The organism is Flavobacteriales bacterium (genome assembly GCA_016700415.1).
Lineage (GTDB): Bacteria > Bacteroidota > Bacteroidia > Flavobacteriales_F > PHOS-HE28 > PHOS-HE28.
On the sequence record CP065018.1, the window covers coordinates 2,533,273 to 2,552,886 of the forward strand.

The 19,614-nt window shown below is 59.8% G+C and carries 13 protein-coding genes; 8 read left to right on the plus strand and 5 right to left on the minus strand.

Going from position 1 to position 19,614, the window contains the following annotated elements; all coding sequences use genetic code 11:
- Positions 1-8: 8 nt before the first annotated feature.
- Together IPP95_10660 and mnmG are read right to left on the minus strand one after the other, a co-directional pair.
- On the minus strand, positions 9-911 hold the full coding sequence (locus IPP95_10660; GenBank protein QQS71645.1) for a class I SAM-dependent methyltransferase: 903 nt from the start codon (positions 909-911) through the stop codon (positions 9-11).
- 30 nt (positions 912-941) lie between these two features.
- Positions 942-2,831 (minus strand): tRNA uridine-5-carboxymethylaminomethyl(34) synthesis enzyme MnmG, encoded by a 1,890-nt coding sequence (gene mnmG / locus IPP95_10665; GenBank protein QQS71646.1) that lies wholly within the window; start codon positions 2,829-2,831, stop codon positions 942-944.
- A 412-nt stretch (positions 2,832-3,243) separates the two neighbouring features.
- Between mnmG and IPP95_10670 the strand changes: the two genes are divergently transcribed.
- The 8 genes from IPP95_10670 (at position 3,244) to IPP95_10705 (ending at position 12,699) form a co-directional block, all read left to right on the plus strand.
- Positions 3,244-3,597 carry a response regulator gene (locus IPP95_10670; GenBank protein QQS71647.1) on the plus strand — a complete coding sequence of 118 codons (354 nt, stop codon included), beginning with the start codon at positions 3,244-3,246 and terminating at the stop codon, positions 3,595-3,597.
- Positions 3,598-3,614: 17 nt separating this feature from the next.
- Positions 3,615-5,000, plus strand: a complete 1,386-nt coding sequence (locus IPP95_10675; protein QQS71648.1) for a sigma-54-dependent Fis family transcriptional regulator — start codon at positions 3,615-3,617, stop codon at positions 4,998-5,000.
- 74 nt (positions 5,001-5,074) lie between these two features.
- A complete protein-coding gene (locus IPP95_10680; GenBank protein QQS71649.1) occupies positions 5,075-6,850 on the plus strand; it encodes a CHASE3 domain-containing protein in 1,776 nt (591 codons plus the stop codon).
- A 125-nt stretch (positions 6,851-6,975) separates the two neighbouring features.
- Positions 6,976-7,836: a cupin-like domain-containing protein gene (locus tag IPP95_10685; GenBank protein QQS71650.1), complete on the plus strand. Its 861-nt coding sequence runs from the start codon at positions 6,976-6,978 to the stop codon at positions 7,834-7,836.
- Between the two features lie 88 nt (positions 7,837-7,924).
- A complete protein-coding gene (locus tag IPP95_10690; protein ID QQS71651.1) occupies positions 7,925-11,326 on the plus strand; it encodes a DUF4175 domain-containing protein in 3,402 nt (1,133 codons plus the stop codon).
- 30 nt (positions 11,327-11,356) lie between these two features.
- The gene (locus IPP95_10695; GenBank protein ID QQS74249.1) at positions 11,357-11,773 is read left to right on the plus strand and encodes an ATP-binding protein; all 417 of its coding nucleotides are present in this window, start codon (positions 11,357-11,359) and stop codon (positions 11,771-11,773) included.
- On the plus strand, positions 11,773-12,201 hold the full coding sequence (gene ybeY, locus IPP95_10700) for an rRNA maturation RNase YbeY (protein QQS71652.1): 429 nt from the start codon (positions 11,773-11,775) through the stop codon (positions 12,199-12,201). Before IPP95_10695 ends, ybeY begins: the two co-directional genes overlap by 1 nt.
- A 135-nt stretch (positions 12,202-12,336) precedes the next feature.
- Positions 12,337-12,699 carry a DUF559 domain-containing protein gene (locus IPP95_10705; protein QQS71653.1) on the plus strand — a complete coding sequence of 121 codons (363 nt, stop codon included), beginning with the start codon at positions 12,337-12,339 and terminating at the stop codon, positions 12,697-12,699.
- Between the two features lie 77 nt (positions 12,700-12,776).
- Here the strand turns inward: IPP95_10705 and IPP95_10710 are convergent, their stop codons facing one another.
- The 3 genes from IPP95_10710 to IPP95_10720 all read right to left on the minus strand — a co-directional run bounded on the left by IPP95_10710 (position 12,777) and on the right by IPP95_10720 (position 19,454).
- Positions 12,777-14,285, minus strand: coding sequence for an oligosaccharide flippase family protein (locus tag IPP95_10710; GenBank protein QQS71654.1), 1,509 nt, complete (start codon positions 14,283-14,285; stop codon positions 12,777-12,779).
- A gap of 653 nt (positions 14,286-14,938) precedes the next feature.
- Positions 14,939-15,718, minus strand: a complete 780-nt coding sequence (locus IPP95_10715; GenBank protein QQS71655.1) for an enoyl-CoA hydratase/isomerase family protein — start codon at positions 15,716-15,718, stop codon at positions 14,939-14,941.
- Positions 15,719-15,884: 166 nt separating this feature from the next.
- Positions 15,885-19,454: a HAMP domain-containing protein gene (locus IPP95_10720; protein QQS71656.1), complete on the minus strand. Its 3,570-nt coding sequence runs from the start codon at positions 19,452-19,454 to the stop codon at positions 15,885-15,887.
- Positions 19,455-19,614 lie beyond the last annotated feature (160 nt).

Sequence of the window (19,614 nt, forward strand, 5' to 3'; positions counted from 1 at the left end):
TCGAATATTTAACCCCTTCCTGAGGATTTTGCCCTTCGAGCTAAATACAAAGAACTCGAAGTCGGCCGCCCGAAGGTCCAGGCGACAACATTCGACCACAACCCGAACAGAGCGCCTTTGAGCAAGGACCCCTCCGGCCCGGCTCCGCGGTACTGTTCGCTGAGCATGGAAACGTATGGGGCGTCGAACCACATGTGCTTTGTTGCGATCGGTTCGAAGCCGGTTTCCTGAAGGAGCCGCTTCATGTCCGCCCGACGGAAATGCGAGAGGTGGCGGGGGACATCCCAAGCGGCCCACTTCACACCATAGTGCTTGCAGTCCCAGCTATCGTGGTCGGGTACGGCGATCACCAATAGGGCATCCTCCGTGCAACGGGCATAAAGTTGTTCCAGAGTGTGCCGGGGATCGGGCACATGTTCCAGAACGTGCCATAAGGTGATCACCTGGAACTGGGCCTGGGCCGGTATGTCCTGTAGCTTATCCGCGACCTTCAGGCCCTTCGCTTCGGCAAGTGTACGGGCGTTCGGGCTCACCTCCACCCCTGCCGCCGAGTAACCTTTCTCTTGTAGGAAGGCAAGAAAATCGCCCGTGCCGCAACCGACGTCCAAGACAGCCCCGGAGGAATGGTAGCCGGAGATCAGCTTGTGCTTATGGCGTATCGCACGGCGGCGGACGCGGTGATAGATGCGGTCTTTGAGGCTGGTTGCTTTCGCGACGTGGGAGATATAATTTTCGGACAAGTAGTATTTCCCGATACTGTTCTGTTCGGGTCGCGGCGAGGTGAAATGGAACCCACAACCGTCACATTTGCGAATGTCGAAGTATTCTTGGCTTACGGTATGGTCGGTCGCGGTCAAGGCGACGGTGCTTGTTGTGGACCGGCATACGGGGCATATCTCAACGGTTTCCATGGGCATGTTCCACGTGGAACGATCGATGATTTAACGGCCAAGGTAGACCATGAGCACGCTGATGTCCGCTGGTGAAATGCCGCTGATCCGCGATGCTTGCCCGAGGGTGTTCGGGCGTATCTTATCCAGCTTTTGGCGGGCTTCAATGGAGAGTGATGTCAGCTTTGCATAGGGCATATCAGCCTGCAGCGGAACGTCCTCAAGGTGGCTCATCCGATCCGCCATGTTCCGTTCCTTGTCGATATATCCCTCGTACTTTGCCTTGATCTCCGTCTGCTCCACCACCTCGTTGCGGAGCTCCCCAAAGGACGCTGTGAGTTTGGAAAGGGTGGGGGACAGGGGTTCAATATCCACGTATGAAAGCTGTGGCCGTAGTAGCAGACCGTGGAGCTTGACCTTCTGTTTTACGGGGTCTGTTCCACGTGGAACGATCACTGCATTGGTGGGTTCCGGGTCTGCACTTTCGGTCCGCAAGGCGCTCAGAAGTTGGGCCGTATTAGCGGCTTTTAGTTCCGTGCGCTGCATGCGTTCACCACTTGCAAGTCCGATCATGTAGGAGAGGGGAGTAAGCCGTAGATCGGCATTATCCTGACGCAGGAGGATGCGGAATTCTGCCCTGCTGGTGAACATGCGATAGGGTTCTTCCGTGCCTTTTGTGATCAGGTCGTCCACCAAAACGCCGATGTAAGCCTGGTCACGACGAAGGATAAAGGGGTCCTTTTCTGCCACCTTCAAGTGTGCATTGATGCCGGCCATCAGCCCTTGGCAGGCGGCCTCCTCGTAGCCGGTGGTCCCGTTGATCTGTCCGGCGAAATACAGGCCATCCACGGGCTTCGTCTCTAATGTGTGCTGGATCTGGGTAGGAGGGAAGTAGTCATATTCCACGGCATAGCCGGGACGGAAGATGCGGGCCTCCGCAAAACCCGGGAGCTTGCGTAAAGCAGCGGTCTGCACCTCTTCGGGCAAGCTTGTGCTGAATCCGTTGATATAGGTCTCCACGGTGTTCCATCCCTCAGGCTCTACGAAGATCTGGTGGCTGTCCTTGTCGGCAAAGCGGTCGATCTTGTCCTCGATGCTGGGGCAGTATCGCGGGCCTACACCCTGGATCCTGCCACTGAACATCGGGCTGCGGTCGAAGCCGGTGCGCAGGATGTCGTGGACCTCGTTCGTGGTATGGGTTATCCAGCAACTAAGCTGTTTGGCAATAGGACGGGTCTCGGTGGAGAAGCTGAATTTTGCCGGATTTTCATCGCCACGTTGTTCCTCCAGTTTCGAGTAATCAATGCTGCGACCGTCCACACGGGGAGGGGTTCCGGTCTTCATGCGGCCGGACTCGAAGCCTAAAGTTGCGAGTTGCTCGGTAATCCCGTATGCGGCCTTTTCACCGGAGCGGCCCCCACCGAACTGCTTCTCACCGATGTGCATCACGGCGCTGAGGAAGGTGCCGTTGGTGAGTACTACGGATCGGCATGGAATGACACTTCCGATGCCGGTACGCACGCCCGTGACCCGAACCTTGCCGTCGTTTCCGGTCTCTGTTTCCAGGCCGGTCACGGTATCCTGGCGGAAGTGGACGTTAGGGGTTTGCTCCAGTTTTTTCCGCCAGGTATGTGCGAAGAGCTCGCGGTCGTTCTGCGTCCGCGGGCTCCACATGGCGGGTCCTTTGCTCCGGTTCAGCATCCGGAACTGGACTGTGCTGATATCGCTGACGATACCGGAGTATCCGCCGAGCGCATCGATCTCCCGCACGATCTGCCCTTTGCCCACACCTCCCATGGCCGGGTTGCAGCTCATTTGGGCGATCACGCCCATGTTCATGGTGATCAACAGCACGGAACTGCCCAAATTGGCCGCCGCCGCCGCGGCTTCGCAGCCGGCATGGCCTCCGCCCACCACGATGATGTCATAGCTATCGCTCATGAACGATGTTCCACGTGGAACTTTTGCCTATTGTTCCTGATCATCAGTCGGTTAATAGTGGCGAAAGATGAGCTGCCACTGTTTTCGGCTTCGTGTGGTCTGGGATTTGGATAAACTATGCAGGGGTGGGTCCGTGGTGCCCGGATGGTCCCGACGACCGAACCCGCAAAGGTAGGTGCCGCAAATGGTTTGATCCTTAGCTGCAGGGCCGCAACAGAACCATGTTCCGTGCGCTCGCATGGACGTGGGGGGAATTGCCCAATGCGTGGTGGGTTTTCCCCGCCATCAAAGCTTTGTTCATGGGCGGATCCGGAAGGTCCGTTATTTGCTTGACCCTTTGAGCATCGAATTCGTCGATCCGTGATCCGGGTTGATGCCCTAAAGCTCCTCCGATGATCATTGCAACTCCCCAATGAATGTCCTTCTGATCGACGATGAGACAGAGATCTGTTTCCTGCTGAAGAACATGTTGCGCCGCGAGGGCATTACCTGCGATGCGGCCCATTCGATGGCGGAGGGGCGGATGCGGTTGGGTTCAGCGAAGTACCAAGTGGTCTTCTTGGATATTCACCTGCCCGATGGTCTGGGTTACCAATTGATCCCCGAGATCCGTGAATCCCAGCCGGACACGCAAGTGATCGCGATCAGTGCCGTGGACAACGAGCGAAAAAATGCCAAGGAACAAGGGGCCGACCTCTTCATCGCCAAACCATTCGCCAAGGGCAGTATCTTAGACGGCCTACGCGCACTGGGTCTCACTTCCTGAACCCCGTTATACACCCCATGGCCAAATCCAACCTGCTCGTCATCGATGACGACGCCGACATCTGCACCTTGCTAACCCGCTTCCTCACCAAGCAGGGGTTCGGGGTGGATTCCGCCCAACGGGGATCCACCGCCAAGGACCTGTTGAAACAGAAGCACTACGATCTGGTGCTTTGCGACCACCGGTTGCCGGATACCGACAGTGTGGAAATGCTCCAGCACATCAAAGGGATCTCGCGTGATACGGCAGTGATCATCATCACGGGTTATTCCGACGTCCGTACCGCCGTGGACCTGATGCGAAAAGGGGCGTTTGATTATGTGGGGAAGCCATTGTACCCGGACGAGATCCTGATGCGGATCAAGGACGCGCTGGCCGAGGGGGCGGGGGAGAAGCCGGACGCGCCCAAGGCCAAGCCGAAAGGGACGGGCGCCAAGAGCACGGACTACGTACAGGGCAGCGGTCCACACGCGGCCAATCTGGCGGCGCACATCGCCTTGGTGGCTCCGACGGACATGACGGTGTTGATCACCGGGGACACGGGCACAGGCAAGGAATTCGTGGCCCAGGAGATCCACCGGAAGAGCAAGCGGGCGGGGAACGTATTCGTGGCCGTGGATTGCGGGGCTTTGCCTAAGGAATTGGCGGGTAGTGAGCTCTTCGGGCACGTCAAGGGGGCTTTTACCGGCGCGGTGAGCGACAAGCGGGGAAGCTTTGAGCAGGCCAACGGTGGCACCTTGTTCCTGGACGAGATCGGCAACCTGACCTATGAGAACCAGGTGAAGTTGCTGCGCGTCCTGCAGGAACGGCGCATCAAGCGGGTGGGGGACGAGAAGGACATCACCGTGGACGTGCGCGTGCTGGCTGCCACCAACGAGGACCTGCACGTGGCCATGGCCGAGGGGCGCTTCCGGGAGGACCTGCTTCACCGGGTCAATGAATTCGGCCTGGCTTTGTTGCCGTTGCGGGACCGGCCGGAGGACATCATGGTCTTCGCTCACTATTTCTTGGAGAAGGCCAATACGCAGCTTGGTAAGGCCGTGGAGGGCTTCGACGGGGCGGTGGAGGCGCGGATCAAGGCGCATGCATGGCCGGGCAACCTGCGCGAATTAGGCAATGTGGTGAAGCGCGCCGTCCTGCTCACCACTGGACCATTGATCCAGATGAACGGCCTGCCCGCCGAGGTCATCAGCGGCATGCCGGCGCTCCGGGCGCAGGATCGTAGTGCGGCGCTGTCCATGGAGGTCGAAGGGTTGAAAGGGGTGTCCCACTCAGCGGAACGGCAAGCGATCTTGAAGGCACTTGAGCGGAACGGCTTCAACAAGTCGCGCACGGCGGAAATGCTGAACATTGACCGCAAGACGCTGTACAACAAGTTGAAATCCTTTGGTATTGAGATCTGAACGGGGCACGAACATCAGCGATCAACGGCGTCCCGTGATCCGCTCATCGGGCGGCCCGAAGTTCTGCAAGCAAGATGTTCCGCATCGGTGACCCGGCCAAGCGAAACCTCAAGGAGCGTCGGTTGCTCCGGGGGTTGTATGCCGGCACGGTGATCCTGCTGGCCATTTTCCTATTCGCCACCATCCGTACCTTCGACCGCTATTCCTCCGCCAACCGGAGCATCCGGGAGGGCAATGCGGTGCTTCAGGAACTGGAATTGATGGTCTCCGGCCTGAAGGACGCCCAGGCGGGGTACCGGGGCTACGTCCTCACGCACGACACCTCCTTCGTGTTGCCCTTCCGTATTGCACAGCCGGCCGTGGAACAGAGCATCCGCCGGTTGGATTCACTGAGCCGTGCCGGTGCCACATCCCTTGACCTGAGCAAGATCCAGGAGCTCTCTCGGCAAATGCTCAAGGGCGTTCAGGAGCAATTTCTTTCCGAGCGCACCTCCCCGATCGGGCTTCAGGGTACGGAGCTGGCCCAAATGCAGCGCTCGCGGGACCTGATGGAACGGGTCCGGACCGAGCAAAGACAATTGACGGCCGAAGTGGAAAGGAGCCGGGACGTCAACCTGTCGGAAGAGCGGAGCCTGAAACCGGACACGCCCATAATGTTGGTGGTGTATTCCATCCTGGCCATATTGGCCACCGGCATCCTGTTCTGGCGGCTGTTCCGGGCGTTGGCCAAGGCGGAACGGGGCGAAACGGAGATCCAACGCAAGGTGGATGAGCTGAACAAGGAGGTCCGGACCCGTGAATTCGCCGAACGTTCGCTGAAGCGGGTGTTGGACAGCTCTCCCAGTTCCATCATGGCGTTCCGGAGCATCCGGGACGACCTCGGCAGCGTGGTGGATTTCGAGTGGATACTGGCGAACCGGGAAAGTGTGCGGATCTACGGTGGAAGGGAGGGAGGGTTGATCGGCAATCGCTTGTTGACAGTGATGCCCGAGCTTCTGGGGGGCGACCTGTTCAATGTTTTGCTGGAGGTGGTGGAATCCGGGATGTCCTACGAGAGTGACCAACAATCCACGCAGCGCCCGGATGTCTGGATCCATGTGCATGCCTTGCGCCTTCTGGACGGGTTCGTGGTGACGATCACCGACATCTCCGAGACGCGACGGGCCCAGGGGTTGTTGGCGGAAGGCGATCGCTTGGCCATCACCGGCGGCATCGCCCGCACCATCGCGCATGAGGTACGCAACCCGCTCACCAACCTGCACATGGCGCTCGAGCAGATGCTCGATGAACTGGAACCGGAGGTGCAGGAGGAGATCAAACCCTATTCCGAGATCCTGCAGCGGAACATGCACCGGATCAGCAAGCTCATCACCGACCTGCTGGAATCCTCCAAGGCGAAGGAACTGCACAAGACGCCCTGTAATGTAGAGGCTTTGTTGAACACCGCCCTGGCCTCGGTCCAAGACCGCATGGATCTGCTCGAGATGCGCGCCGACGTTTCCGTGGAAAGTGGCGTAGGGGAGGTGATGGCCGACCCTGAGGTGATCGGGGTGGCCTTGACCAACCTGTGCATCAATGCGATCGAGGCCATGGAGGAGGGCAAGGGCCACCTGTTTCTTAAGGCGGCGATGCATCGCGACAAGGTCCGCGTCTACGTGACCGACAACGGGAAGGGAATTGCCGAGGAGAACATCCAGCGACTTTTTCAAGCGTTCTATTCCGGCCGGACCGGGGGCATGGGGCTCGGCCTCACCAGCGCACGCACCATCCTCAATGCGCATGGTGTACACATGGACGTGGAAAGCACGCTGGGCGAAGGCACCACCTTTACACTTACTTTTCCGGAGTGATCTCGGTACCCGCAGGTCCGGCGGTCCGATAAACCGTTGCGGACTTCACACGTGCGACGTGCTCCGGTGCCGTCAACTTCCTTACATAAGCCACGTAAGAACGCCATCGATCAGAAAAACCACCAATGGAGATCAAACGCGCTTCGATCCAAGAGATGAGCCCCAAGCAGTTCACTGAGGAGCATTGGAAACCCGGCATCCCGCTCGTATTCACGGATGCCAGCCAAGTATGGGAGGCCAACGGCACCTTCACTCCGGACTGGTTCCGCAAGAACTACGGCGGCCGGCGCACCGTGGTGGAAGATACGGAATACACCATGAACGAGATCCTCGACCTGGTGGAGGGAAAGGACACCTCGCGCCCGGTGCCATATCCCTGCAAATACCATATTGAGACCCAGTTGCCGGAAGTGCGGCCCATGTTGAAGCCGCTCGGGCTGAACTATGCCACCCCGAACTGGATGGAAAGTTCCTGGTTCTCCAAAGGGCAATGGGGCGGTGCCATCGAACTCTTCATCGGCGGGCCGGGCGGGCAGTTCCCGTACATCCACTTGGACTACTACCACCTCAGCGCGTGGATCAACCAGCTTTATGGCAAGAAGCAGTTCACCGTGTGGCCGCGCGGGCAGGAGAAATACCTCTACCCGGATCCGAACGACCCGTGGAAATCCATGGTGACCGATCATGACAACCCGGACTACGAGAAGTTCCCGCTCTACCGGAACGCCACGCCCATCACCTTCACCGTGGGCGCGGGCGAAACGCTCTTCATCCCCTTCGGCATCTGGCACACGGCCAAGTCGCTGGAGCCCACGATGTCCATCGCGTTCGACCTGCTGAACGGGCACAACTTCCCGCTCTTTCTGAAGGACGTCTGGTGGTTCCGGCGCAACAACAAGCTAAAGGCACTGGCGCATTCGGGCTACGCAGCGTTGGCGGGCACGGCCTGCAAGCTGGGGGATATCGCCGGGGTGCGGCGGGGGTAGTACAGAAGCTTCCTGCCCAGATACTGCCTAACTTTCGGGACAATTCCAGCGGGGCCGAACCGTTCTACGGGCCCTGCTTCCCTGTTCCATGGCCTCGGACTACGATCTGCTCATCGCCAAGCTGGATGGCTTCATCCGCAAGTACTACAAGGACCGCCTGATCCGCGGGGCCTTGTACAGCGTGGGGCTGCTCGTGCTTTTCTTCCTGATGGCCTCGCTGGGCGAGTACTTCGGGAAATTCGGCACAGGGGTGCGCACCGGTTTGTTCTGGCTGCTCACGGCCGTGACCACCGTGGTGCTGGTGCGTTTCATAGCCATTCCACTTGTGAAGCTGTTCCGCCTTGGTCCGGTGATCACGCATGAGGAGGCGGCGAGCATAGTGGGCAACCACTTTCCGCAGGTGAAGGATAAGCTCCTGAACACCTTGCAATTGCGGGGGCAGAACGAGGAAAATCCACAGCGGCGGATGCTCATCGAGGCCAGCATCGCGCAGCGCAGCCGGGAGCTTTCGCCAGTGCCCTTCAGCACCGCCATCGACCTGGGCCGCAACCGTCGCTACTTGCGTTACGCCTTGCCACCGGTAGGCGTACTGGTGATCCTGCTCTTCGCGGCGCCCAGCCTCATTACCGGTCCCACGAAACGGATCTTGGCCCACAGCACCGAGTTTCTGCCGGAGGCGCCGTTCCGTTTTGTGGTAGGCAACAAAGACCTGACCGTGCCGGAGAACGAGGACTTCGAATTGCAGGTGGAAATGCAGGGCGACGCCTTGCCTCAGCAGGTTTTTCTTGAGCAGGACGACAAGCGCATCCCCTTGGTACGCCAAGATGCTTCACACTTCACACACCGCTTCCGCAACGTGCAGGAGCCGGTGGATTTCCGCCTTGGCGCGGACGGTTTCCACAGCGCGGCCATGCGCCTGAGCACCGAGGCCAACCCCATGCTGCTCGGCCTTACCGTGGCACTCGATTACCCGCTGTACTTGGGCCTGAAGAACACCGTGACGAACAACACCGGCGACATCAGCGTGCCCGCCGGCACCCGCGTCACCTGGACAGCCGAGACCCGCAGCGCGGACAAGCTCGCCATCGCCTTCGATGACACCACCTTCAGCCTGCTTCCGGCACACCCCGGCGACCAGAGCTTCACTGCCAACCGGCGCTTTCTCAAGGGCAGCGCCTATTCGCTGATCCCCGGCAACGGAGACCTGAAGGCCCAGACAACGGCGCAGTATCGCGTGGACGTGGTGCCCGATCTGTACCCCACCATCGCCGTGGAGCAGAAGGCCGACAGCCTCTCACCGCACCGCCTGTACTTCAAGGGCGACATCGGCGATGACCACGGCTTCAAACGCCTGGCCTTCCACTACCGCGTAACTGAGGGCGGCGACAGCATCCCGGCGGACAAGCGCGAGCTCAGCAAGAACATAGCCATCCAGCCGAACACCACCCGCCAGAGCTTCTTCGACTTCGAGGACTTGGGCGAGCTGCACCTGATGCCCGGGGACAAGCTGGAATACTGGTTCGAGGTGTGGGACAACGACGGCGTCAACGGCAGCAAAAGCGCACGCAGCACCGCGCGGATCTTCGAAGCGCCCACGCTGAAGGAGCTGGCGGAGAAGCAGGACAAGCAGGGCGAGGCGATCAAGGACGAGCTCCGCGAGAGCATCAAGCAGGCGCAGGAACTGCAACGTGACCTGGACAAGATGCGCCGGGAGATGCAGGACAAGAAGGACCTGAACTGGCAGGACAAGCAGAAGATGCAGAACGTGCTGGACCGGCAGAAGAAGCTGGAGCAGCGCATCGAGAACGCCACGGAGCAGTTGAAGCAGACGCAGCAAGAGCAGCAGAGCTTCAAGGAGGGCGATGAGCGGATCCTTCAGAAACAGCAACAGGTGCAGCAGCTTTTTGAGAACGTGTTGAGCGAGCAGATGAAGGAGCTCTACAAGCAGGTGCAGGAGATGTTGGAGAAGATCGACAAGGACCAGCTGCAGGAGAAGATGCAGGACATGAAGCTGAGCCAGGAGGACGTGGAGAAGGAGCTGGACCGCGCCCTGGAGCAGTTCAAGCAGATGGAGGTGGAGCAGAAGGCGGAGGACATCGCCGACCAACTGGAGAAGCTCGCCGAGGAACAACAGAAGCTGAGCGAGGAGACCCAGGACCCCAAGAGTGACAAGGAGGACCTGAAGCAGAAGCAGGATTCGTTGAACAAGGAATTCAAGGACGTGCGCGACCAGCTGGATTCACTGGACAAGAAGAACCAGGAACTGGAGCGGCCACTGGACCTTCCGAAGACGGACGAGCAGGAGCAGAGCATCCAGAAAGAACAGGAGAACAGCAGCGATCAGCTTGAGAAGAAGCAAGACAAAAAGGCCAGCGAGAGCCAGAAGAAAGCCGGGGAACAGATGGAGCAATTGGCCGCTGACATGAAGAGCGCCATGAAGGACGACCAACAGGAGCAGGCCGAGGAGGACATGGACGCGTTGCGGCAATTGCTGGAAAACATCGTCCAGCTCAGCTTCGACCAAGAGGCGAACATGAACGACCTGCAAGCCACGGCCGTGCGCGACCCGCACCTCGTGGACATCGGGCGGCAGCAGAAGAAACTGCGCGACGACGCCAAGCTGGTAGAGGATTCGCTCTTCGCCCTGAGCAAGCGCGTGCCGCAGTTGCAGGCCATGGTGAACCGCGAGATGAACCTCGTGAACGACAATATGGACCAAGCCCTTTCACACCTTGCGGAAGCCCGTGCCAACGACCGCGAACGCCCCTTGGCAGCGGACCGTCAGCAGCGTGCCATGACGTCCTTGAACAACCTCGCGCTGATGCTCGACGAAGCCCTTCAGCAGATGCAGCAGCAGGCCAGCGGCATGCCGGGCAAGGGTAGTTGCAAAAAGCCGGGCGGCGCGGGCAGCAGCAGTGGCGACAGCAAGAAGATGCAGAAGATCAAGAGCCAGCAGGAGGCCTTGTCCAAGCAGTTGGAGGCGATGAAAAAGGCGCTGGAAAAAGGAAAGAAACCCGGAGAAAAGCCCGGCGAAAAGAACCCCGGAGGCATGGGTCCGGGCATGAGCCAACAGCTCGCGCAATTGGCGGCCCAGCAGGCGGCGCTGCGGCAGGAGATGCAGCGCATGGCCCAAGAGTTGAACAAGGACGGCTCAGGCAGTGGTAACGGCCTGCAGAAGCTCGCGGAGCAGATGGAGCAGAACGAGAAGGACATCGTGAACAAGAACCTCACGAACGAATCGATGAAGCGCCAACAGGACATCATGACGCGCATGCTGGAGGCGGAGAAGGCGGAGCGTGAACGTGAGCTGGACCAGAAGCGCGAAAGCATTTCCGGACAGGACCGCGATCACCCGGATCCAGCCCGCTTTTTCAACTACCAACGCAGTAAAATGCGTGAGGCAGAACTGCTCCGCACGGTGCCTCCGGGGCTCAAGCCCTATTACAAGGCCCGTGTGGATCAGTATTTCGATACTTTTGACCGACCCTGAAGAATGACCATGGGAGCACCAACAGAGGATATCCAGTTCACCGAGCGCATCGAATTTGCCGCCAAGGCCGAGAACATCCACTTGGCGGAAAAGATGATCGATGAGGCCTGTGGCCGGTATAACGTGCATGAATCCCTGTACGGGAACATCCTTATCGCGCTCACCGAGGCGGTGAACAATGCGATCCACCATGGCAACGCCTTGGATCCTGCCAAGCAGGTGACACTGGGCTATGTGGCGGAAGGGGAGAAGATCACCTTCATGGTCAGCGACGAAGGACCTGGTTTTGATTTTGAGCACCTGCCCGACCCCACGGACCCGCAGAACATCGAAAAGCCGCACGGCCGTGGCGTGTTCCTGATGCGCGCCCTTGCGGACAACGTGGATTTCTCGGACAACGGCGCCTCCGTGGCGCTGACCTTCAGCCTCACACCGGTCGCCGAATAATGGCCCAGGGCGGCATCATCGCGTTCAAGGCCCTTGGTGTCACCAATGCCTTCCGTGATCGTGAACGCCTTCGGAAATGGATCCGCGCCGTAGCCTCGGACCATGGGCACTCCATCGGCGAGGTCACCTTCGTTCTGCTGGATGACAAGGGTCTGCTGCCCTACAACAAGCGGTACTTGGGCCACGACGAGTTCACCGACGTGATCACCTTCGACTTGCAAACAGGTACGGGCATCTCGGGGGATATCCTCATCAGCTACGACCGGGTGCGGGAGAACGCGAAGACCTATGGCGTCAGCGCCCAGCAGGAGCTGCGTCGCGTGATGGTGCACGGCCTGCTGCACTTGATGGGCCACAGCGACAAGAGCGTGGCCAAGCGTGAGGCCATGCGGGTGGTGGAGGACAAGTACTTGGCGCGGCTGAAGTGACCGTGCCGATCTTACGATAGTGCCGGTTTTCCCCTCCTTTTTTCAAGGAGGGGCAGGGGTGGTGCATTCTCTTTGGATGAACATGCGGTTGCTTTTTTGAACAGGTAGCTTGATGAGCATAGCTACCGAAGACCCATGCACGAGAAGTACCATAACCGCTCTGAACAGAAAAGCGAACGACAAGCTCTGAGAGGAAGGATGACCTCCTCCGAGGCAACGTTATGGAAAGCGCTGAGCGACAAGCAGCTTGATGGTCGGAAATTCAGAAGGCAGCATGGTATTGGCCCATTCATCGCGGACTTCTACTGCCCTTCGGAACGCTTGGTGATCGAAGTGGACGGGGCATCACATGAGAACCCCACTTCATCCGCCAATGATGGACTGCGGGATGAATACATGAATACCAAGAACATCCATGTGCTGCGTATTGAGAACAAGAGTATCGTTGATGATCTTCCCGGGGTTCTCGACCTGATCCGTAGTTGCTTTCAACCGTAGTCTGAACCCGTTAGAGCCTATGGCTTGACCACCCCCAACCCCTCCTTTTAGGAAGGAGGGGAGACCCACCACAAGCCTCAGAGATCTGCTGCTTGCCCGTCCGTGGTCCTCTGAACGGAAGACCGTTCCAGCTTCCACGCATATCCTACCGCGCCGAGGAAGACCACTGCCCGCACGGCGTACTTCGCGGGACCCTCCAGCGGCAATTGCTCGCAGCCCCACCAGAGGAACACGCCACCTGCCATATAGCCCAGCACACGGGCCACGTTGTAGGGCACAGGGTAGTGCTTCTGGCCCCACACGTAGCTGATCACGGCCATGGAGGCGTAGCAGAGGAAGGTGGCCCAAGCGGCGCCTAAATATCCGAAGATCGGGATCCACCAGAACAGCAGTGTCAGTGTGATGATGGCCCCGATGATGGAGATGGTGCTGCCGGCGCGCGTGCGGTCGCTCAGCTTGTACCAAACGCTCTGGTTGTAGTAGATGCCGAGGAAGACGTTGGCCAGCATCAGGACGGGCACCACAACGAGACCTGGCCAATAAGCTGGGTTGGGGATGAACCATTTGAAGGCGTCCAAGAACAGCATCACGAGCAAGAAAGCGCTCATACACACCGCCACGAAGATGTTCATGATGCGCGCGAACGTCTGGCGGCTGTCCTTCTCCTTGGCATGGCTGAAGAAGAACGGTTCCGCGGCGAAGCGGAAGGCCTGAATGAAGAGCGTGATCAGCATCGCCAGCTTGTAGCAGGCGCCGTAGATCCCGATCTGGGCATCCGCGATATTCGCCGGAAGCAGGTGTTTCATCAGCACGCGGTCCGCTGTTTCGTTGGTCATGCCCGCGAGGCCCGCCACCAATAGCGGAAGGCCGAACGCCAGCATAGGGCGCAGCAGCTTGGTATCGAACGCCTTCTCGGAATTGCCGAACCGCAACGGTGGCCACTCCGGTAGCAACAGCAGGAATTTCAGGCTGCTGCTGATGAGGTTGAGGAGGAAGACATAGCCCACGCCGAAGCTCGGGTCGTACACGGCATTGATCAGTGCATTGCTTTCCCCGGCGTTGTACTTGGGCATGCAGTACATGAAGATGAAGAGGCTCATCACCACGTTCAGCAGCACGCTGGCCACGTTGATGGCGGCGAACTTCCACGGCCGGTTCTTCAGGCGCAGGTTCGCCATGGGCACGGTGGCCATGGCCTCGATGCCGATGATCAGCACGAGCAGGCGCACTGAAACGACATGGTCCGGATAGCCCATCATGGCGGCGATGGAATGCGCGAAGAGCATCCCAAGCGACAGGAAAACCACCGTGGAGCCTGCAAGCAGATAAACAGCGGTGGTGTAGATCCGCTTATTGCCTTCGTGCTTGCTCGCAAAGCGGAAGAAGGTGGTCTCCATCCCGTAGGTGAGCACCACGTTGAGGAAGGCCGTCCATGCATAGAGTGAGGTGATCACCCCGAAGGCCGCCGGCGCGAACACCCCACGGCTGGTGTACAGCGGCGTAAGCAGGTAGTTGAGGAAGCGCGCAACGATGCTGCTCACCCCATAGATGGCCGTCTGGCCTGCGAGTTTTCTGAGGACGCTCACGTTCGGTTATTCAGTGACTATTCGGATTCTTATTCTGGATCTCCAAGGAACCCAAACAGCCGTCAAAGACAATGAATCGGTCAGTCCGCAACGCTCTGTCGCAGCCTTGGTCCGGCACACTATCCCGATAGGCAAAAATCAGTGTGTCACCGACTGTGCGATATGATCCCGGATAGCTTTCTGAGTCTGAAGCGCGCATACCTCCATTGATCAGGTCGAAGGAATTATCCGCATATAGTTTCAACGTCACCCAGCCAAGTGGTGCTTCGCGGCCCGCTATAAGAACCGGCTCTTTTTCACGTCCATGCGACGAAGAGCAAGCGGTGAAGATGACACTGAAAAGCATACAGCTTAAGCTACAGATTCTGATCTTGCGCATTATCCGTGTCCATTCATGGTTCCCCTACCCCCTGAAATTCGCCTTTCTCTTCTCTCTATCTGCAGTCGTTCCTGCTGTGCCGAGATTTTCCATTTTTCGGTGTAGGCCATTCAAGAACCGACTCCGGTCAAAGTCCTCAAAGAATCCAGAAAACTCTCCTTTCAACAGCGCCTCGAAGAGGCTTTCATCCGAAGTTATCTTATGCTGGTAAGTGGCAAAAGATGAGCCGTTGATATGACTCTTTGATCCGTGTTCATCCGTGTCCATCCGTGGTTCACTTACCGAACTCTGGCTTCCGCTTCTCCATGAATGCGCTCGTCCCCTCAATGAAGTCCGGTGTGCCAAAGCATTTTCCGAACTCCTCGATCTCGCGTTGCATGCCGTTGGCGCCCGGCTCGTAACCGGCGTTCACCGCGCGGATGGCGGAGGCTAATGCGGTAGGGGAGTTCTTCATGATCGCGGCGGCCAGTTCGTTGCACTTGGCCAGTAGTTCGGCCTGTGGTACAACGTGGTTCACCAAGCCCCATTGCAGGGCCTCGTCGGCTTTGATCATGCCGGCGGTAAAGATCATCTCCATGGCCTTGCCCTTGCCCATGAGGCGCGCGAGGCGTTGCGTGCCGCCGTAGCCGGGGATCACGCCCAAGCTCGTTTCCGGCAGGCCCATGCGTGCGTTGTCGCTGGCCACGCGGAAGTGGCAGCTCATGGCCAATTCCAGCCCACCGCCCAGCGCGAAACCGTTCACCGCCGCGATCACCGGTTTTTCGAAATGCTCCACATGGTCGAAGAGCAGCTTGTGTCCTTCGGCGCTGAGCATCTTGCCTTCTTCCACGGAAAAATGCGCGAACTCCTTGATGTCGGCACCGGCCACAAAAGCCTTGGGGCCGCTGCCGGTGATGATGAGCACGCGCACGGCCTTGTCGGCTTGGGCCTGGTCCAGCGCTTGGTCCAGCTCGGAGATGGTCGCGCGGTTCAGTGCGTTGAGCTGCTCCGGCCGGTTGATGGTGATGGTGCGGATGCCTTCCGCATCAGCGATCAGGAGATTGGAAAAGGACATGAGGTTCAATGCTTTTAGGTTGTCGATCAATGAGCCGATCGATCACGTTCGGCAAATGTATCGGCTAGGGCACCAGCAGAACTTTCGTTGCGCTCGTAGCGTCCGTTGCGGTTAAACCTCAGGGCGACCCTGCCTTCGTGTTCTTAGTGTCCTTCGTGGTAGAACTTTAACCCACCAGCGGTAATTCCACAAAGAACGAAGTCCCCGCTTTCCCTGGCTCCGTGGAGGTCTCGAACCACACCCGTCCGCCGGCATTCTCTATCATACGCTGAACGATGGACAGCCCCAGCCCCATGCCGCTGCTCTTGGTGGTGAAGCGCGGTTCGAAGATGTGGTCGCGGTCCGCCTCGGCGATGCCCGTTCCGTTGTCGCGCACCTCGATCACCGCCCTGTTCCCTTCCGCGCGAAGTATCACTTCCACATGCCCTGAGCGTCCCTCCGGCATGGCCTGCACCGCGTTCTTGATCAGGTTGGTGAAGGTGCGCAGCAGGTGCTCGCGGTCCACATGCACCGTGGGGGAAGGTCCGGCTTGTAGCGTCACTTGTGCATTTGGTTCCGCTGCGAAGAGGGCGGTGGCGGCGTTCGCCACCTCGAGGAGGTCCACCTGCTCGGCCTGTGCGCGCGGCATCTGCGCGAAGTCGGAGAATTCCCCGGCGATCCGGCTCAACACATCGATCTGTTGCACCATCCCGTTGCTGAAGCGGTCCAGCCGTTCCTTGGCATCGGCCAGGTCCGGTGACCAGGTGCGCTGGAACTGCTGGATGTTCAGCTTCATCGGTGTCAGCGGGTTCTTGATCTCGTGCGCCACCTGCTTCGCCATTTCACGCCAGGCACTTTCGCGCTCGCTACGTGCGAGCTTCATCGCGCTTTCGCGGAGCTCGTCCACCTTGCGGTTGTACACGCTCACCAATTGCCCCAGTTCATCATCCCCGCGATAAGTGAGGGGTTCGTTGTGGGCACCTAAGCCGATGCGCTCCAAGCCGCGCCGCAGCAGTTCCAGCGGGCGCGTGGTCCAATGGGTGATCAGTGCGGCTGCGACCACGCTCAACAGGAAGAGCAGGGTGAAGAGGTTCACCAGCGCCACATAACCGGCCGCGCGCTCCTGCTCCACTTCGCCTTGGCGCGCGAAGTAGGGGAGGGCCAAGTAGGCCAGTACCTCCCCGCCGTCGTTGCGGAAGGGCATGTAGGCCGTGCTGAAATCGGCGCTTCCGATGTGCTCGCCATGGATGAAGGAAGATGCATCTTCCACCGCTATACGTTGGTAGGCACGCGGGTCCATGCGGCGGCCCAGCAGGCCGGTATTGAACACCTGTTCGCGGGAGGTGGCTAACAGCGTTCCGTCGGGCGCATACAGCGTGAGGTCGGTGAAGAACACGTTGCTGAGGTTGCCCAACAAATGGTCCAAGTAAGGCGCCATCGCCGGTAACAGCGCCCCTTCCCCGCGCAAGGTCTGGCGCAATTCGGCGAGCACGCCACGCGAACGTTCGTCCAGTGTCCGCGTGCTGCGCTGTTCCCTGCGGACATCGATCATGTGGCGCAAGCCGAAGGTGAACAGTAACAGGCTCACAACAGCGAAGCCCGCTACGCCCGAACGGACCTTCCCGCTGATGCCCATGGTGCCGGACCAACGCCTGCCCAACAGCGCGCCGATGCCCCCGATCACGGCGGCCAGCAAGCAGAAGAAAAGGAATAGATAAGAGAACGTGGTGACGTGGTCCCACCAAGTCGGTGTGCGCGTGCCCAATACCAAGAGCGCACCGTGCGGGTCGCCTTGCGCCAGCAGGTCATAGCCGTTCGCGTACCAGTGAGATCCATCGGGCGGCACCGGCCTGTCCCAATTCACCGGGAAGATGTACGAGCCGGAGGACGAGGTGAGCACGCCGCGTTCATAGCGCGCTTGCACAAATCGTTCCGGCCTGAAGGGCGAAGGCCGGTCGCCCGCCAGCAGCAGTTCGGGGAAGCCCAGCCCATCGGCCACAAGGCGAGGGCGTATTTCCACGAACAGCAGGGTGCTTCCGAGCTCGATCCTGCCGATATAGAGCGCATCTTCGCCGGGCCGGTCCGTGATGCGCAGATCGTCGTTCTCCACGGGTACGCCTTGCTCGAAGCGGTCCAGGATCGGCTGTGCCGAAGTGGGCGCGTCCGGCGATGTGGTGAAATAGGTTCGTTTGCGGGCCGAGATGAAGTGCAGGCGTAGATTGTAGCGGTCCCAGTAGCCGGTGAAGAAGGGCTGGCGCACCAAGCGGTCGAGGTCGGTGGCGGAACAGGGGCCGCCCGCGTTAAGCCAAGCCATCACGGCCGGGTCCTTGGCCACCTCGCGTTCAGCCTCATCGAAAAGCAGTTCGATCACCGGGTCCTCGCGCGTGGTGGCGGTCTCGGCCAAGGTCTGCCGGTCCAGGTCCACCCGTTTGAAGGTCTGCCGGTTCAGCACGTGGGCGGTGAAAAGGGCTAACGTAGCGATGAGCAGCAGGGCGGGAATTGCACCGGGACGATACCGCATGCGGTCTATCAGCATCAACGCGGGTAAGGGCCAAAGCGCTAGCACCAGGTCGAAGTTGCCCACGAAATGGTTGAAGAGAACAAGCGCGGCACTGATCAGCACGATCAGCAGCAGTTTGGGCCCGTAGGAAAGGGCGGGAGAAAGCAGGCGGATAAGGGCATCCGCCTGCACGCACCAAGCGAAGAGCAGCACGCCGATGGCGACCAAGGCGGCGAGGCTGTAGCCATCGAAGCCCTGTACGCGGAAGAGGTCGAGGCTCACGCTGCTGTCATGAACGAGTGAGATCATCACCGATCCGATGCCCTCCGCACAGAGGAACAGGATCACTACGGCCACCACTGCGATGGACCATGGACGCGTTGGCGCGGCCGCATCGCGCAAGGCGCTGCGGATGAACAAGGCCGCGCACAGCAGCACGGCGGCATTGATCAGCAGGTCGCCCAGCGAGGGCATGAAGAACGAGGAGGCGAAGAGCGATGGGTCGAACAAGGGGTAGGACTTGAGCGCATCGAAGGCGCCGTGCGCCAACGTGGCCCAGCGAGCGCCCAGTAATACCGGCAGGAAGAGCAGCACCGGCCCCCAGGTTCCGGGCACCATCAAGGCCAAAAGCCACAGCGCGGCGACCGCGAACACGACCGCCGCCAAAGCCAACAGCAACAAAACCAAAGAGCGGGTCCCGGGCAGCGCGGTCTCATCGGCCCATTGGAGGCGCAGCATCACCTTTCCGTCCGCATCGCGCACCACCGGCCCCAGCCCCGGACCTTGCTCGGCCACGATCCCCTTCGCCAACGTGAAGCCGGGATCGAATTGGTCACGCAGGTACTGGTTCTGGAACGGCGGATTGAACCAGACGCGCTGAACGGCGTGAACGCTCCGGTCGCCCTGCATGGCGAAGGCATGCAGGTAGGTGCCGTCGGGGAGGGTGAGATGCGCAGCGCGGGCACTGTCCAAGGCGGCATCGGTGATGGGCGCATGGTCGGTCCAGGCCGTTACCACGGTGTCTTTGAAGAGCCTTAAACCGCCTTCGCCCAAGGCGTGCCCTTCGTCCATGTTTACGGCGTCTTTTTCGAGCGCATCCTTTGCTTGGGCCGCCAATTCCGTGGCGGCCACATCGAGCCGCACTTGCAGTTCCGCGGCCACATCGGCAAGTCGTTCTTGCGGTGGACGTTCTTGGACGAACGCCGCGCACAGCCCCAGGAACAAGGCAAGGAGCAAGAAGAGGAGGGGGCGGCGCATGGGGCGGTGGCTCAGCAAGGCACGGGCCAAGGTAGCGGGAGTAGCTGTGACCCTTTTATTGTGGGCCGATGGCCGGGCATCCGCCGGCGCATGTTCTGGCGTAGCCCTTTGCTCCAAGGCCCCCAAAGGCTTTTGGAACCGGCGTGGGACCCCAACACCA